A 15,321-nucleotide genomic window follows, 5' to 3' on the forward strand; every position below is an offset into this window, starting at 1 on the left:
CGTGGGCTGGGAGATGTGTATAAGAGACAGGGTGGGGGAGGGCGGCGGGGTCAGCGGGTGGTGGACTCCTTGCGGGCCTGGTCGGCGAGGTGGGCGGGCATGGGGTCGTGGCGGGCGAACTCGCGGCGGAACGTGCCGGTGCCGGCCGTCATCGAGCGCAGCTCGACCGCGTACCGCAGCAGTTCGGTCGCGGGCACCTCGGCGCGGACGAGCGTGCGGCCCTCGGCATCCGGGTCCGGCTCGGTGCCGAGCACCCGGCCACGCCGCCCGGACAGGTCGCCCATCACCGCGCCGACCGACGAGTCGGGTACCCGTACGGTGATCTCGTCGACCGGCTCCAGCAGCGCCGGCTGGCCCTTCTCGGCGGCGTCGCGCAGCGCCAGCGCGCCCGCGGTCTGGAACGCCGCGTCGGAGGAGTCGACGCTGTGCGCCTTGCCGTCGACCAGCGTCACCCGCAGGTCCACCACCGGGCAGCCGGCGATCAGGCCGCGTTCCATCTGCGCCCGTACCCCCTTCTCCACCGAGGGGATGTAGTTGTGCGGGACCGCGCCGCCGACCACCCGGTCGACGAACTCGAAGCCGGCGCCCCGGGGCAGCGGCTCCACCTCGATGTCGCAGACCGCGTACTGGCCGTGGCCGCCGGACTGCTTGACGTGCCGGCCGTGCCCGCGCGCGGCGGCGGTGAACGTCTCGCGCAGCGGCACCCGGACCGGTTCGGTGTCCAGCTCGACGCCGCCGCCGCGCAGCCGGTCGAGCACCACGTCGGCGTGCGCCTCGCCCATGCACCAGAGCACAAGCTGGTGGGTCTCCGGGTTGCGTTCGAGCCGCAGCGTCGGGTCGCCGGCGACCAGCCGGGACAGGTTGCGGGCCAGCGCGTCCTCGTCGGCCCGGCTGCGCGCCACGATCGCCACCGGCAGCAGCGGCTCCGGCATCTCCCAGGGCGCGATCAGCAGCGGGTCGTCCTTGGCCGAGATGGTGTCGCCGGTCTCCGCGCTGCCCGACTTGGTGATCGCGCACAGATCACCGGCGACGCAGGCGGGCACCTCGCGCAGCGTCGCACCCAGCGGGCTGTAGACGTGGCCGACCCGCTCGTCGGCGTCGTGGTCCGGGTGGCCGCGCTCGGCCATGCCGTGGCCCGACACGTGGATCACCTGGTCGGGGCGGAGCGTGCCGGAGAAGACGCGCACCAGCGAGACCCGTCCGACGTGCCGGTCGACAGTCGTCTTGACCACCTCGGCGACGAGCGGGCCGTCCGGGTCGCAGGTCAGCGGCGGGCGGGGCGAGCCGTCCACGCCGGTGACGGCGGGCAGGTCGTGCTCCAGCGGCGACGGGAACGCCGCGACCAGGCCGTCGAGCAGCGCGTCCAGGCCGACGCCGGTCTCCGCGCAGACCGGCACCACCGGGTAGAAGTGGCCGCGGGCGACAGCCGTCTCCAGGTCGGTGATCAGCACCTCGGGGTCGATCTCCTCACCGCCGAGGTAGCGGTCCATCAGAGTCTCGTCCTCGCTCTCCGCGATGATCCCCTCGATCAGCTCGTCGCGGGACTCCTGGATGGCCGGCAGGTGCTGCGGGTCCGGCTCGCGTACCGCCGCGGGCAGCCCGCCGGAGTAGTCGAACACCCGGCGGGTGATCAGCCCCATCAGCCCGGCCACCGACTCGCCGTCGTCGCCGAGCATGGGCAGGTAGAGCGGGAGCACGTTGTCGCCGAAGACCCGCTGGCACAGCGCCACGGCCTCGTCGAAGTCGGCGCGCGGGTGGTCCAGCCGGGAGACGGCCACCGCCCGGGGCATGTCGACGGCGGCGCACTCCTCCCAGAGGGCGGCGGTGGCGGCGTCCATGCCGTCGACGGCGGAGACCACGAACAGGGCCGCGTCGGCGGCGCGCAGCCCGGCGCGCAGCTCGCCGACGAAGTCGCCGTATCCCGGGGTGTCCAGCAGGTTGACCTTGACGTCGCGGTGCACCAGCGGGGCGCACGCCAGGCTCACCGAACGCTGCTGGCGTACGGCGGCGGGGTCGTGGTCGCAGACGGTGGTGCCCTCGGCGACGGCGCCGGCCCGGCCGATCGTGCCACTGGCGGCCAGCAGCGCCTCGACGAGCGTCGTCTTGCCGGCACCGGAGTGCCCGACGAGCACCACGTTGCGAACCCTGCCGGGCTCGGTCACCACCGGCGCGCCGCCGGTGACACCCTTCTCGTTCTTCTGCGCCATCGCGGCGCACCTCCCTCAACCGGTGGTGGTGGCGACCGCCGCGGGCGACGGGGGAGCGGACCCGGGACGGGCGCCGCGGCGATATCTTCCGGTGATCTCCTGCTGGACGGGAACGCGGACCGGTGATCCGGTGAACTGGCTCACCTCCTGGCTCGATCTCACACCCGCAGGGGTGCCCGCACAAGGGCCGCCGGGCGGGTCGTACGCCCGGCTGTGTCCCTGGCGGTTGCGGGCCGTTATCGTGGGACCGCCATGGCGAAGATCTTCCAAGTGACGGCCCGCGCGGGCATGACCCGCGTCGTGGAGCCGGTCGCCCGCGCGCTGCTGCGTGCGGGCGTGTCCCCCAATGCGGTCACCGTGACCGGCACCGTCGGCGTGCTCGTGGGCGCGCTCGGCTTCGGCGCGCGCGGCCATCTGGTCGCCGGCGCGCTGATCGTCACGGTCTTCGCCCTCACCGATCTGCTCGACGGCACGATGGCGCGGATGAGCGGCGGGTCGACCCGGTTCGGGGCGTTCCTCGACTCGAGCATGGACCGGGTCGCCGACAGCGCGGTGTTCGGCGCGGTCGCGTACTGGCTGGCCACCGAGCACGACTACTCGGGCGTGGCGGTGGCGCTGATCTGCCTGGCCGCGGGCGGTCTGGTCTCCTACGTCAAGGCCCGCGCCGAGGGCCTCGGGATGACCTGCAACGTGGGCATCGCCGAGCGCACCGAGCGGCTGCTCATCGTGGGCGTCGGCGGCCTGCTCACCGGCGTCGGGGTCCGTCCGGCGCTGGAGATCGCGCTCTGGCTGCTCGCCGCCGTCTCGATCTTCACGGTGGGCCAGCGGATGGCCCACGTGTACCGCCAGGCCCAGCGGGTCGGCGCCGAGTGAACCTCACCGAGGCGGGCTTCGTCGCGGGCTGGCGCCTGGTCCGGGCGCTGCCCCGGCCCGTCGCGGCGGCGGCCTTCCGGATGGGCGCCGACCGCGCCCACCGCAAGGACGGCGGGGGTACGCGTCGACTGCGCGCCAACCTGCGCCGGGTGGTCGGACCGGAGATGCCCGACGCGGAGCTGGACGTGCTGGTGCGTGCCGGGCTGCGCTCGTACGCCCGGTACTGGATGGAGGCGTTCCGGCTGCCCGGCCTGAGCCGCACCGAGATCCTCGCCGGGTTCCGCCTCGACGGGCAGGAACTGCTCGCCGCCGACGTGGCCGCCGGGCGGGGCGCCGTGGTGGCGCTGCCGCACGCCGGCAACTGGGACGCCGCGGGCGCCTGGGTGGCTGCCACCGGCTGGCCGATGACCACGGTGGCAGAGCGGCTTCCGGACGGCGTCTACGAGCGGTTCGTCGGGTTCCGGGAAGGGCTGGGGATGGAGATCCTGCCCAACCGGGGCGGCCCGCGTCCCGCGTTCGACGTGCTGGTGGACCGCCTGCGCACCGGCTACGTGGTGCCCCTGCTCGCCGACCGGGACCTGTCCGCCCGGGGCGTGGAGGTCGACTTCTTCGGCGGCCGGACCCGGATGCCGGCCGGGCCGGCGCTGCTGGCCATCCGCACCGGCGCCCCGCTCTACGTGGCCTCGATGTGGTACGAACCGGACGCGGCGTGCGCCTCGATCGAGGGCCCGCTGCCGCTGCCGGACCCGGACAGCGCGCCGCTCGACGAGCGGGTCCGCACGGTGACGCAGCGGATTGCCGACGGTCTGGCGGCGGGCATCGCCCGGCATCCGCAAGACTGGCACATGTTGCAGCGGATGTGGCTGGACCAGGGCCGGGACGGTACGCCCACGTCGGCGCAGCCACCGGCCACCACCGGGACGGTCTAGGGGGGCGCAGTGCGTATCGGCATCGTGTGCCCGTACTCGTTCGACGTGCCGGGCGGCGTGCAGAACCACGTCATGGACCTGGCCGAGGCGCTGCTCGGGCTCGGTCACGAGGTGAGCGTCCTGGCGCCCGCCGACGAGGATTCGGCGCTGCCGCCGTACGTGGTGTCGGCCGGCCGGGCGGTGCCGCTGCCGTACAACGGGTCGGTGGCCCGGATCGCGTTCGGCCCGGTCTCCACCGCCCGGGTGCGCCGCTGGATCACCCGTGGCGAGTTCGACGTGCTGCACGTGCACGAGCCGCTCACGCCGAGCCTGTCGATGCTGGCGGTGCTCTGCGCCCGCGGCCCGGTGGTGGCCACCTTCCACACCGCGATGACCCGCTCCCGGGTGATGTCGGCCGCGCAGGGCGTGCTCCAGATCGTGCTGGAGCGGATCACCGCCCGGATCGCGGTCAGTGCGCTGGCCCGCAAGGTGCAGGTCGAGCACATGGACGGCGGCGCGGTGGAGATCCCCAACGGGGTGGCGGTGGCGAAGTTCGCCGGGGTGCCGCCACTGCCGGGCTGGCCGGGGGAGTGCGCCCCGGGCACCGGCGGCACGCTGGGGTTCCTGGGCCGCTTCACCGAGCCGCGCAAGGGCTTCCCGATCCTGCGGGACGCGTTCGTCGCGCTGGCTCAGCACCGCCCCGGCCTGCGCCTGCTGGTCGCCGGCCCGGGTGACGCCGACGAGCTGTACGGGCGGTTCCCGGCCGGGCTGCGCGACCGGGTCACGTTCCTCGGCCTGGTCTCCGAGGCGGACAAGGCACGCATGCTGCGCAGCGTGCACCTCTACGTCGCACCGAACACCGGAGGGGAGTCCTTCGGGATGATCCTCACCGAGGCGCTCGCCGCCGGCACCACGGTGGTCGCCAGCGACCTGGACGCGTTCCGCCGGGTGCTCGACGGCGGGCGGGCCGGCCGGCTGTTCCCGACCGGCGACGCGGCCGCGCTGGGCGCCGCGCTGTCCGAGCTGCTCGACGACGACGGCCGCCGGGCCGGGCTGACCGCCTGCGGCGACCAGGTGGTGGCGAATTTCGACTGGCCCGTGGTTGCCCGCCGCGTTCTGGAGGTATACGCAGCCGCGATCGAGGCCACCGACGGCCGGGTCATGGACCAGGAGTGGGCGGGTCTGGGCTGACCGCTGTGGCCGCTGCGGCCGCTGTGACGAGCGCGTCGACCGGTGCACCGCGCCGGCCGGCCGGGATGAGGAGCAGCACTACGATGCCGGGCATGTGGTGGGTGGTGGGCGCGGTCGCGGTGCTCGGGCTGCTCTCGGCGTACCTGATCTGGACCTCCGGCCGGGTGCAGCGGCTCCAGGTCCGCGCGGACTCGGCGGCCCGCGCGCTGGACGCGCACCTGCTGCGCCGCGCGGCCGCCGCCGCGGTCCTGGCCGAGCAGCGGTACGGCGTGGAGCTGTACGCCGCCGCCCGGATCGCGCTGGACGCCGCCCCGGAGGAGCGCGAGGCGGCCGAGAACGACCTGACCCGGCAGTTGCGCGCGGTGCGGCTGGACCCGGACGACCCGGCCTGCGCGGCGGTGATCGCGGCCAGCAGGCGGCTGGGGCTGGCCCGGCAGGTGCACACCGACCTGGTCCGGGACGCCCGCTCGGCGCGGGGGCGTCCGGTGGTGCGGCTGTTCCGGATGGGACGCGGGCGGGAGTGGCCGCGCTACTTCGACATCGACGACCCCACGCTGGCCTCGCACGCGGACGTGACCACCGGCTGACGCACCGGCCGTGACGGGGGCCACACGGCAGGCCACCGGGGGTTCGATTGGCGCTCGGATCGGCGCCGTGCCGGTCGTAGCATTCCTGCGCAGTCACCTCCCGAGCACGCCGAGGAGCGATGTCCCGTGTCTGAATCCGCAGCCCCGACCACCGCCACCGCCGTCGGCACCGCCCGCGTCAAGCGCGGCATGGCCGAGATGCTCAAGGGCGGTGTGATCATGGATGTGGTCACCCCCGAGCAGGCGAAGATCGCCGAGGACGCCGGCGCGGTCGCCGTGATGGCCCTGGAACGCGTGCCGGCCGACATCCGCGCGCAGGGCGGCGTGTCCCGGATGAGCGACCCGGACATGATCGACGGCATCATCCAGGCCGTCTCGATTCCGGTGATGGCCAAGGCCCGCATCGGCCACTTCGTCGAGGCGCAGGTCCTCCAGGCCCTCGGCGTCGACTACGTCGACGAGTCCGAGGTGCTGACCCCGGCCGACTACGCCAACCACATCGACAAGTGGGCGTTCACCGTCCCGTTCGTGTGCGGTGCGACGAACCTGGGCGAGGCGCTGCGCCGGATCACCGAGGGCGCCGCGATGATCCGCTCGAAGGGCGAGGCGGGCACCGGTGACGTCTCCAACGCCACCACCCACATGCGCAAGATCCGGCAGGAGATCCGCCGGCTCCAGTCGCTGCCCTCCGACGAGCTGTACGTCGCGGCCAAGGAGCTCCAGGCCCCGTACGAGCTGGTCAAGGAGGTCGCCGAGCAGGGCAAGCTGCCGGTCGTGCTGTTCACCGCCGGCGGCATCGCGACCCCCGCGGACGCGGCCATGATGATGCAGCTCGGCGCCGAGGGCGTCTTCGTCGGCTCGGGCATCTTCAAGTCCGGCAACCCGGCCCAGCGGGCCGCCGCGATCGTCAAGGCGACCACGTTCCACGACGACCCGGACGTGCTCGCGAAGGTCTCCCGGGGGCTGGGCGAGGCGATGGTCGGCATCAACGTCGACGAGATCCCCCAGCCGCACCGCCTGGCCGAGCGCGGCTGGTGAGTGCAAGGAAGGGCCCCCTGTTAACGCCTGCGGTAGAGGCGGGGCCCCCTTTTAACACCCCGGAGGGAGCATCGTGGCCGTACCCGTGATCGGCGTGCTCGCGCTTCAGGGCGACGTACGCGAGCACGTCGCCGCGCTGGCCGGGGTGGGCGCGGACGCCCGGCCGGTGCGGCGGCCGGGCGAGCTGGACGCGGTCGACGGCCTGGTGGTCCCCGGCGGCGAGTCGACCACGATCAGCAAGCTGGTGGACATCTTCGAGATGCGCGAGCCGATCGACAAGCGGATCGCCGCCGGCATGCCGGTCTACGGCTCCTGCGCCGGCATGATCATGCTGGCGGCGGAGGTGCTGGACGGCCGCCCCGACCAGCGCGGATTCGCCGGCGTCGACATGACGGTGCGGCGCAACGCGTTCGGCCGCCAGGTCGACTCGTTCGAGGCGCCGGTGGCGCTCACCGGCGTCGACGGCGGGCCGTTCCACGCGGTGTTCATCAGGGCGCCCTGGGTGGAGCGCGTCGGCCCGGACGTCGAGGTGCTCGGTCGGGTGACCGAAGGGCCGGCGGCGGGCCGGATCGTCGCGGTACGGCAGGGCAACCTGCTGGCCACGTCGTTCCACCCCGAGCTGACCGGCGACCTGCGCCTGCACCGGTCCTTCGTGGAACTCGTCCGGGCCGCCTCCTGAGCATCCGGTCCGTCCCTGGTTGTGCCGGTTCGGGCGGCCTCGGGCGGGCCGGTGCCGTGCGGCGCGTGACAGTCACCCGGCCCTCGCCGGTAGGATTGCCGAGATTCGGCAGGGCCATCAGCCCGCCGCGGCTCCCAGCGAAGATCACGGCACCTCGACGTGCGCCGGCGGGGGAGCGGGGCGTGTGCGGTGCGGTCGATGCAGACGGCGGGTAGCAACGGAGGTAACAGATGTCCGGCCACTCAAAGTGGGCGACGACCAAGCACAAGAAGGCGGTCATCGACGCCAAGCGCGGCAAGATGTTCGCCAAGCTGATCAAGAACGTCGAGGTGGCGGCCCGTACCGGCGGTGGTGACCCGGCCGGCAACCCGACTCTCTACGACGCCATCCAGAAGGCGAAGAAGAACTCGGTCCCGAACGACAACATCGATCGCGCGGTCAAGCGCGGCTCCGGCCTGGAGGCCGGCGGCGCCGACTGGCAGACGATCATGTACGAGGGCTACGGGCCGAACGGCGTGGCGATGCTGATCGAGTGCCTCACCGACAACCGCAACCGCGCCGCGACCGAGGTGCGCACCGCCCTTACCCGCAACGGCGGCTCGCTGGCCGACGCCGGCTCGGTGTCGTACATGTTCTCCCGCAAGGGCGTGGTGATCGTCCCCAAGGCCGGCACCAGCGAGGACGACGTGATGATGGCCGTGCTCGACGCGGGCGCGGAGGAGGTCAACGACCTCGGCGAGGCGTACGAGGTGGTCTCCGAGCCGGGTGACCTGGTCGCGGTCCGCACCGCGCTGCAGGACGCCGGCATCGAGTACGAGTCGGCCGAGTCCTCCCTCATCCCCAGCGTGAACGTGCCGCTGGACGAGGAGGGCGCGCGCAAGATCTTCAAGCTGATCGACGTGCTGGAGGACTGCGACGACGTGCAGAACGTCTACGCCAACTTCGACGTCTCCGACGAGGTCATGGCCGCCGTCGGCTGATTCCGCCCGACGTGCCGAGCGCCGGCCCCCGGATCACGGGGTGGCCGGCGCTCGGCGTCTCGCACGGTCAGCCGATCGGCTCCCGCTGCCGCCACGCCGCCCGCACCGAGGTCCGCCCGTTGGTGCGCAGCAGCGAACCCTCGTAGATCCGCGCCCCGGCGAGCAGGAACCCGGCCGCGGCGAGCAGCAGCAGCGCCAGCGACACGATCGGCTCCCACGGCGCCGCGTCGCCGGTGAACAGCCGTACCGGCATCGCGGTCGGCGAGGAGATCGGCAGGTACGACAGGATCCGCATCGCGGCGGCGTTGTCGTTCAGGAAGATCACCGCGAAGAACGGCGCCATCACCGCGAGCTGCACCGGCGTGGACGCCCCGGCGATGTCCTCCTGCCGGTTCACCAGCGCACCGGCGGCCGCCCACATCGCCGCCAGCAGCAGGAAGCCGCACAGGAAGAACGGCACGAACCAGCCGATCGCGGGCGCGATCAGACCCAGCAGGTCGCCGCCGTCGGTCAGGCGCATGCCGATCAGCGCGACTGCCGCGATCAGGGTGATCTGTCCCAGCGCCAGCGCGCCCGCGGCGAGGATCTTGCCGGCCAGCAGCGCCCGGGCCGGCACGGCGGCCACCAGGATCTCCACGATCCGGGTCTGCTTCTCCTCGGTGACGCTCTGCGCGATCTGCAACCCGAACGTCTGGGACATGAAGAAGAAGACGAACGCGAAGGCGAACGGCACCAGGTACGCGACGAGCGGATCCACCGCGTCCGGGTCCAGCAGCTTCACCTGCGGGGCCGCGCTGAGCGCGGAGACCACGTCGTCCGGGGCCCGCTCGTCGGCGACCACGAGCGGACCGGCCACCACCGCGGCGTCCGCGTCGCCGTCGCGTACCGCCTGCTCGGCGGCGCCGTCGTCGGCGACCACGAGGACGTCCAGCCCCGCCGCGCGCAGCGGTTCGGCACCGGCGGCGGTCACCGCCACAGTGGACGGACCGCTGCTCACCATCGCCGGCACCACTGTGGCGACGACGGCGAGCAGCAGGAAGATCAGCGTGCTGTAGAGGAACGTCTTGTCGCGGACCTTGACCTTGATCTCGCGGGCCGCGACCAGCCGGGTGGCCTGGAACGTGTTCACTGGTTGACCTCTCGGAAGATCTCGGCGAGGGACGGGGTGACCGGGCCGAACGCGCGCACCGGGCCGCGGGCCAGGGCCGCGCGCAGCACCGCCTGGTCGTCGGCGGGCGGGTCCACCTCGAACACGGCGCGGGCGCCGTCGAGGTCGACCAGTCGCACGCCGGGCTGGTCGCGCAGCCAGCCGGCGTCGCCGTCCACCACGAGCGAGAACCGGGGCAGCGTGTACGCGGCGCGCAGCTCCTCGCGGGCGCCGGCGGCCCGGATCGTCCCGCCCGCGATGAGCACCAGGTCGTCGCAGAGCCGTTCCACCACGTCGAGCTGGTGGCTGGAGAACAGCACCGGCGCTCCGGCGGCGGCGCGTTCCCGCAGCACCGCCACCACCATGTCGACGGCGAGCGGGTCGAGTCCGGAGAACGGCTCGTCCAGGATCAGCACCTCCGGGTCGTGCACCAGCGCGGCGGCGATCTGCGCCCGCTGCTGGTTACCCAGCGACAGCGTCTCCAGCAGGTCGTCGGCCCGCTCGCCGAGACCGACCCGCTCCAGCAGCGCGTCGGTACGCCGGCGCGCCCCGGCGGCGTCCAGCCCGTACAGGCGGCCGAGGTGAACCACCTGCTCGCGGGGGGTCATCTTCGGGTAGAGGCCGCGTTCCTCCGGCATGTAGCCGAACCGGGCCCGGGCCTCGCGCGCGAGCGGCCGCCCCCGCCACGTCACCTGCCCGGCGTCCGGGGCGAGCACGCCGAGGATGATCCGCATGGTGGTGGTCTTGCCGGCGCCGTTGCCGCCGACGAATCCGGTCATGCGCCCTGCGGTCACGTCGAAGGAGACGTCCTTGAGCACCTGACGGTCGCCGAAGCTGCGGTCGACGCCGTCGAGGCGGAGCACGCTTGTCATGATCCCGACGCTACGGCCGGCCCCCGCTCCCGTCGTCCCACCACGGGGCGATCATCGGGTCCGTCGCGCGGCGGACGGGCGTCACCCGCCGGGCCGCACCACCCCGTGCTCGTACGCGAACACCACCGCCTGCACCCGGTCGCGCAGCCCGAGTTTGGCCAGGACGCGGCTGACGTGGGTCTTCACAGTCGCCTCGCCGACGTGCAGGACGTCCGCGATCTCGGCGTTGCTGGCCCCGCGCGCCACCAGTTCCAGCACCTCCCGCTCGCGCGGGGTCAGGTCCGCGGTGGCCGCGTCGTGCCGAGGGTCCGGCGGCGCCGCCCCGGGCCGGGCGAAGGTGGAGATCACCCGCCGGGTGAGCGCCGGTGCGATCAGTCCCTCGCCGCGCGCCACCACCCGGACCGCGTCGATCAGGTCCTCCGGGGTGCCGTTCTTGAGCAGGAAACCGCTCGCCCCGGCGCGCAACGCGGCGAAGAGGTAGTCGTCCCTGTCGAACGTGGTGAGGATGAGCACCGCCGGCCCGCCCGGCGTCGCGTCGGCGGTGATCCGGCGGGTGGCCTCCAGCCCGTCGAGCACCGGCATCTCCACATCCATCAGCACCACGTCCGGCCGAAGCGCGGTCGCCATCGACACGGCGCGCTGCCCGTCGGCGGCCTCGCCGACCACCTCGATGTCGTCCTCGACCTCCAGGATCACCCGGAATCCGGTCCGGACCAGGTGCTGGTCGTCGACGAGCAGCACCCGCACCGGGGCGCTCACGCCGCCCGCCCGGCGGCCTCGACCGGCAGCGGCATGCGGGCCCGGACCCGGAACCCGCCGCCGGGACGCGGCCCGGCCTCCACCTCACCGCCGTGCGCGGCGACCCGCTCCCGCATGCCGATCAGGCCCAGCCCGGCCCCGGCCCCGGCCTCGGGTACGCCCCCGTGTCCGTCGTCGCTCACGTCGATCTCCAGTTCCCTCGCCAGATAGCGGATGCGCACGTCCAGCGTGGTGGCGTGAGCGTGCTTGACCACGTTCGTCACCGCCTCCTGCACGATCCGGTACGCCGCCTGCGACACCGAGCGGGGCAGCGGCGCCGGTTCCCCGTACACACCGAGTTCGGCCCGCAGCCCGGTGTCCCGGGCCCGGTCGACGAGCGCGGCGACCTGATCGATGCCGGCGGTGTCCTCCGGCGTGGTCGCGCCGGCCGCGGCGTCCGGGTCGCGCAGCACGCCGAGCATCCGGCGCAGCTCGTCGACCGAGGTGCGGGCCGTCTCCTCGATCGCGGCCAGGGCGGTCCGCGCCTTGTCGCGGTCACGGTCGAACACGCGCCGGCACGCGGCGGCCTGCACGCCCATCACCGACACGTGGTGGGCGACCACGTCGTGCAGCTCGCGGGCGATGCGGACCCGCTCGCCCATCACCGCGCGCTCGCGCGCCTCGACCTGTGATCGGCGCAGTTGCTCGGCCTGCTCCCGCAGTTCGTGCCGGCGACGCGCGGCCACCCAGGCGGTCTGCCCGGAGTAGTAGGCGAACCCGAAGAACAGCACGTTGTAGAAGACGCCGTTCACCACGGCGGCGAGCACCGGCGGCACCGGACCGGCGGCGTCGGCGAAGGAGGCCGCCGAGATCTGGTCGGCCCGCAGCGCGAGGGACAGCGCGAGCCAGCCGAACATCGCCACGATGACGCCGGCCCGCAGCCGCCCGGCCAGCCGCCGGTCGGCACCCCACGCGCCGAGCGTGAAGAGGGCCGCGAACAGCGCGCCCGACGGGAGCTGGGCGAGCGGGACCGCCCGCGCCTGCCCGGCGATGAACGCGATCGAGACGACCACCGCGACGGCGGCGGGCCACCGCCGCCGTACGGCCAGCGGGGCGGTCACCGCCACGGTCCACCAGACCTGCTCGGCGAGGCTCGGCGGCGGGCCGAGCAGGAAGGCCCCGGTGCTGCGCGCCAGGGTCAGCTCGAACAGGGCCAGCACGGTGACCGCGAGTCCGACCCAGAGGTCGGCGCGCAACTGCGCGGCCGTGGGAGCCGGCCGGCGCCAGGCGGTGGTGGGTGCGGTGCTCACCGTACGACCATGCCACCGCCGCGCCCGGTGCGGTGCCCGGGGCGTAATCGGGTGGGCCGGACGACAGCCGCGACGTAGCCTGCCGGGGTGTTCGTGCCCGATCTGCCGATACGCACCGAGCGCCTGCTGCTGCGCGCCTTCACCACCGACGACCTCGCCGTGGTCCGGGACTACCGGGGCCGCCCGGAGGTGACCCGCTACCTCTACCACCAGCCGTACGACGACGCCGCCGCCCGGGCCGCGATCGACCGGCTGGTCCGGCGGACCGCGCTGCGCGCCCCCGGCGACGTGCTCAACCTGGCGGTGACGCTGGCGGACACCGGCGAGTTCCTCGGCGACGTGCTGCTGAGCTGGACGAGCGGGGAGCACCGGCAGGGCGAGATCGGGTACGTGGCGCACCCCGCGCACACCGGCCGGGGGTACACCACCGAGGCGGCCCGGGAGCTGCTGCGGATCGGCTTCGACGGGCTGGGGCTGCACCGGATCGTGGGCCGGCTGGACGCCCGCAACACCGCCTCGGCCCGGGTGCTGGAGCGGCTGGGCATGCGCCGGGAGGCGCACCTGCGGGAGAACGAGTTCGTCAAGGGGGAGTGGACCGACGAGGTGGTCTACGCGCTGCTGGCCCGCCAGTGGCGGTCGGCGGACTGAGCGCGGGCCCGGCGCGCCGGCCGGGCCCGCGTCCGGCGGGCCCCGGCGTCGCTCAGCAGCAGCCCTGCCGGAACGACCGCTCGACGTACGACGCCACACCGGCCTCGTAGAAGCCGGCACCGGGCCGGATCGGGTGGTCGCTGAACAGCTCGACCCGCGACCCGAACCGGACCAGGTACGCCTCGGCGTCACCCGCGTCGTTGCGGATCATGCCGCCGCGCGGTCCGTAGATGCGCTCCAACTCGGCGAAGGACATCCCGACCGACCCGCCGGCCGGGGAGCGCGGCGGGGCGGTGGCCGTGCCCACTGACACGAGCCGGCCGTCCCGGAAGGCCAGCAGGATCGCCCCGGCCCAGGAGCCGGTGGCACCGGCGTGCACCACTCCGGGGCAGCCGGGCGCCGTCCAGTCGATCAGTCCGGCCGCGACGAGCCGGTCCAGCCGGGCTCCGATGCGGTACGGGCCGGCGCCACGGACGCTGAGCACCTCGTTCTCCGCGACGGTCGGCCGGACGCGGGCCGGCGTGCCGTCGCCGCGGGCGGCGGTCGCCGAGTGCGCGGGAGCGGCGGAGGCGGCCGGTGCGCCGACGGCGACCGGCGCGATCCCGGTCAGCGCCAGCAAGCCGGCGAGGATGGTGGACGGGAGACGGTTCATGGCGGATCTCCTTCGGTCGGGTTCTCCTGTCCTGTTGGTCTCCGCCCGGACCGGTTCGGTTCGGTCCATCGTCTACCGTCGACGTGATGGTCCGGGTGGCGGTCCCGGAGGTGGTGCGATGATCACGCCGGCGCGGATCGGGGCGTACCGGGTGGAGCGTCTGCTCGGGACGGGGTCCTTCGCCACGGTCTGGCTCGCGTACGACCCGGCGCTCGCGGACCGGGTGGCGGTCAAGGTTCTGGCCGAGAACTGGAGCCACGACCTGCGGGTGCGGGAACGGTTCCTCGACGAGGCGCGGTTGCTGCGGAAGCTGGACCACCACCGCCTGGTCCGGGTGCACGCCGTGGGGGAGTTGCCCGACGGCCGCCCGTACGCCGTGCTGGCCTGGGCGGACGGCGGCAGCCTGCGGGACCGCCTGACCCGCGGCCCGCTGCCGGTGGGGCGGGCCCTGACGGTCCTCGACGAGATCGCGGCCGGCGTTGCGGTGCTGCACCGGCACCGGGTGGTGCACCGTGACCTGACGCCGAGCAACGTCCTGTTCCACTCGGCGCCCGGCGGCGACCGGGTGCTGATCGCCGATCTCGGGCTGGCCAAGGCGCTCGCCTCCGCCTCCGGGCTGACCGCCCGGGCCGGCACGCCCGGCTACATGGCGCCGGAGCAGGACGATCCACTCGCCGTGGTCGACACCCGCGCCGACGTGTTCGGGCTGGGCCGCCTCGGACTGCGGCTGCTCGGCCGGGATCGGCCACCGGGCGGTGCGGCCGACGGCCGGGCGGCCGGCTCGCGGCTGCGGGCCGGGGTGCCCGCCGCCGTGGACACGGTGCTGCGCACCGCGACCGCCGTGCGCCCGGCCGACCGCTACCCGGACGCGGACGCGTTCCGGCAGGCGCTGCGGCGCGCGGTGACGGGTGGGCCCGCTGCCGTGCGGGCGGGGTGGGCACCGCACCCGGGCCGGCTCGTCGCCGGGGTCGCGGTGGCGCTCGCCGTCGCCGGCACGTGCGCGGCGGACGCGGTCCACCCCGCCCCGGCGGGTGCGGTGGGCCGCAGCGGGCCGCTGACAGTGGTCCTGCCGGCCGGCTGGCGGGCCGAGGGGACCGGCTGGGCGGGACGGTACGGCGACGACGGTGACCTCGAACCGGCGCTGGTGATCTCCCCGGACCCCGGGAACTGGGCGGCCGACCCCACGCTGCCCGGCGCCTTCGTCGGCCTCGCCAGCGGCGAGACGCGTCGTGCCGACCCGGCGGCCTTCCTCGCCGGACGGGCCCACGCGGACTGTGCCGCGGCCCCGCCGCGCCGCAGCCGGCAGGGTGGCGTCGAGTGGACGGTGGTCACGTACACCTGCCCCACCGGCCGCCCGATGATCGTCGAGGCGGCCGGGCCGGCCACCGGCCGCGCCGGTCTGCTCTACGTCCAGCTCGTGCCGCCGCCGGACGCGGGCGCGGACTTCGCCGACCGCGTGCTCGCCGGAGTTCGGACCGGGTAGGTGACGGG

General features: G+C 74.4%; 15 protein-coding genes. 9 read left to right on the forward strand and 6 right to left on the reverse strand.

Annotation, left to right across the window (positions count from 1 at the left end; all coding sequences use genetic code 11):
- Positions 1 to 50: 50 nt before the first annotated feature.
- A complete protein-coding gene (locus IF06_RS0111850) occupies positions 51 to 2,207 on the reverse strand; it encodes an elongation factor G-like protein EF-G2 (RefSeq protein WP_030270973.1) in 2,157 nt (718 codons plus the stop codon).
- 252 nt (positions 2,208 to 2,459) lie between these two features.
- On the opposite strand from IF06_RS0111850, the gene pgsA reads away from it, so the two are divergent.
- The 7 genes from pgsA (at position 2,460) to IF06_RS0111885 (ending at position 8,463) form a co-directional block, all read left to right on the forward strand.
- A complete protein-coding gene (pgsA, locus tag IF06_RS0111855; protein ID WP_030270975.1) occupies positions 2,460 to 3,080 on the forward strand; it encodes a phosphatidylinositol phosphate synthase in 621 nt (206 codons plus the stop codon).
- The gene (locus tag IF06_RS0111860) at positions 3,077 to 4,009 is read left to right on the forward strand and encodes a phosphatidylinositol mannoside acyltransferase (protein ID WP_030270977.1); all 933 of its coding nucleotides are present in this window, start codon (positions 3,077 to 3,079) and stop codon (positions 4,007 to 4,009) included. The genes pgsA and IF06_RS0111860 overlap by 4 nt, the downstream gene beginning before the upstream one ends.
- Before the next feature lie 9 nt (positions 4,010 to 4,018).
- Positions 4,019 to 5,179 carry a glycosyltransferase family 4 protein gene (locus IF06_RS0111865; RefSeq protein ID WP_030270979.1) on the forward strand — a complete coding sequence of 387 codons (1,161 nt, stop codon included), beginning with the start codon at positions 4,019 to 4,021 and terminating at the stop codon, positions 5,177 to 5,179.
- Positions 5,180 to 5,262: 83 nt separating this feature from the next.
- Positions 5,263 to 5,766, forward strand: a complete 504-nt coding sequence (locus IF06_RS0111870) for a hypothetical protein (protein WP_013285433.1) — start codon at positions 5,263 to 5,265, stop codon at positions 5,764 to 5,766.
- 126 nt (positions 5,767 to 5,892) lie between these two features.
- Positions 5,893 to 6,804: a pyridoxal 5'-phosphate synthase lyase subunit PdxS gene (pdxS, locus tag IF06_RS0111875; protein ID WP_013285434.1), complete on the forward strand. Its 912-nt coding sequence runs from the start codon at positions 5,893 to 5,895 to the stop codon at positions 6,802 to 6,804.
- A 73-nt stretch (positions 6,805 to 6,877) separates the two neighbouring features.
- Positions 6,878 to 7,483 carry a pyridoxal 5'-phosphate synthase glutaminase subunit PdxT gene (gene pdxT, locus IF06_RS0111880; protein WP_013285435.1) on the forward strand — a complete coding sequence of 202 codons (606 nt, stop codon included), beginning with the start codon at positions 6,878 to 6,880 and terminating at the stop codon, positions 7,481 to 7,483.
- 230 nt (positions 7,484 to 7,713) lie between these two features.
- Positions 7,714 to 8,463, forward strand: a complete 750-nt coding sequence (locus IF06_RS0111885) for a YebC/PmpR family DNA-binding transcriptional regulator (protein WP_013285436.1) — start codon at positions 7,714 to 7,716, stop codon at positions 8,461 to 8,463.
- 67 nt (positions 8,464 to 8,530) lie between these two features.
- Here the strand turns inward: IF06_RS0111885 and IF06_RS0111890 are convergent, their stop codons facing one another.
- From IF06_RS0111890 to IF06_RS0111905, 4 genes are all read right to left on the reverse strand, one after another.
- Positions 8,531 to 9,592, reverse strand: coding sequence for an ABC transporter permease (locus tag IF06_RS0111890; RefSeq protein ID WP_030270983.1), 1,062 nt, complete (start codon positions 9,590 to 9,592; stop codon positions 8,531 to 8,533).
- A complete protein-coding gene (locus IF06_RS0111895) occupies positions 9,589 to 10,482 on the reverse strand; it encodes an ABC transporter ATP-binding protein (protein ID WP_030270984.1) in 894 nt (297 codons plus the stop codon). Before IF06_RS0111895 ends, IF06_RS0111890 begins: the two co-directional genes overlap by 4 nt.
- Before the next feature lie 81 nt (positions 10,483 to 10,563).
- A complete protein-coding gene (locus IF06_RS0111900) occupies positions 10,564 to 11,241 on the reverse strand; it encodes a response regulator (protein WP_013285439.1) in 678 nt (225 codons plus the stop codon).
- On the reverse strand, positions 11,238 to 12,530 hold the full coding sequence (locus IF06_RS0111905) for a sensor histidine kinase (RefSeq protein ID WP_030270986.1): 1,293 nt from the start codon (positions 12,528 to 12,530) through the stop codon (positions 11,238 to 11,240). Before IF06_RS0111905 ends, IF06_RS0111900 begins: the two co-directional genes overlap by 4 nt.
- Before the next feature lie 87 nt (positions 12,531 to 12,617).
- Here IF06_RS0111905 and IF06_RS0111910 point away from each other — a divergent pair, with 87 nt between their 5' ends.
- A complete protein-coding gene (locus IF06_RS0111910) occupies positions 12,618 to 13,178 on the forward strand; it encodes a GNAT family N-acetyltransferase (RefSeq protein ID WP_030270988.1) in 561 nt (186 codons plus the stop codon).
- A gap of 52 nt (positions 13,179 to 13,230) precedes the next feature.
- On the opposite strand, the gene IF06_RS0111915 is transcribed toward IF06_RS0111910, so the two are convergent.
- Positions 13,231 to 13,830, reverse strand: a complete 600-nt coding sequence (locus tag IF06_RS0111915) for a hypothetical protein (RefSeq protein WP_013285442.1) — start codon at positions 13,828 to 13,830, stop codon at positions 13,231 to 13,233.
- A 118-nt stretch (positions 13,831 to 13,948) separates the two neighbouring features.
- Between IF06_RS0111915 and IF06_RS0111920 the strand changes: the two genes are divergently transcribed.
- Positions 13,949 to 15,313 (forward strand): serine/threonine-protein kinase, encoded by a 1,365-nt coding sequence (locus IF06_RS0111920; RefSeq protein WP_013285443.1) that lies wholly within the window; start codon positions 13,949 to 13,951, stop codon positions 15,311 to 15,313.
- Positions 15,314 to 15,321 lie beyond the last annotated feature (8 nt).

Origin of the sequence: Micromonospora globosa, from assembly GCF_000717585.1 — a bacterium.
Taxonomy (GTDB): domain Bacteria; phylum Actinomycetota; class Actinomycetes; order Mycobacteriales; family Micromonosporaceae; genus Micromonospora; species Micromonospora aurantiaca.